1 rRNA gene is annotated in these 532 nt (G+C 49.8%); it reads left to right on the forward strand.

From position 1 onward, the window contains the following. Positions 1–187 precede the first annotated feature (187 nt). Positions 188–532 (forward strand): 16S ribosomal RNA (locus tag L5L94_RS21790); the annotation flags it as partial.

The following is a 532-nucleotide window of genomic DNA, read 5'->3' on the forward strand; positions in this document are numbered from 1 at the left end:
ATCTGTGTGGACACTCACAGGTGTTGAGTTAATCGAAACTGCTTARCCTTCGGGTTGGCAGTCAAAAATTTAAATCAATGTAACAATGAGTGTTCATAGCAATATGTACAGTTTGTTTCTTTAGYKAGAAACAAAAAATCAGAATTCATTGAGCCGCTGAAGTCGCAAGACGGAAGCAACAAAACTTTAATTGAAGAGTTTGATCATGGCTCAGATTGAACGCTGGCGGCAGGCCTAACACATGCAAGTCGAGCGGCAGCRCAAGGGAGTTTACTYCTGAGGYGGCGAGCGGCGGACGGGTGAGTAATGCCTAGGGATCTGCCCAGTCGAGGGGGATAACAGTTGGAAACGACTGCTAATACCGCATACGCCCTACGGGGGAAAGGAGGGGACCTTCGGGCCTTCCGCGATTGGATGAACCTAGGTGGGATTAGCTAGTTGGTGAGGTAATGGCTCACCAAGGCGACGATCCCTAGCTGTTCTGAGAGGATGATCAGCCACACTGGGACTGAGACACGGCCCAGACTCCTAC

This window comes from Shewanella sp. SM21, assembly GCF_025654335.1.
In the GTDB taxonomy this organism is placed as follows: Bacteria; Pseudomonadota; Gammaproteobacteria; order Enterobacterales; family Shewanellaceae; genus Shewanella; species Shewanella oncorhynchi.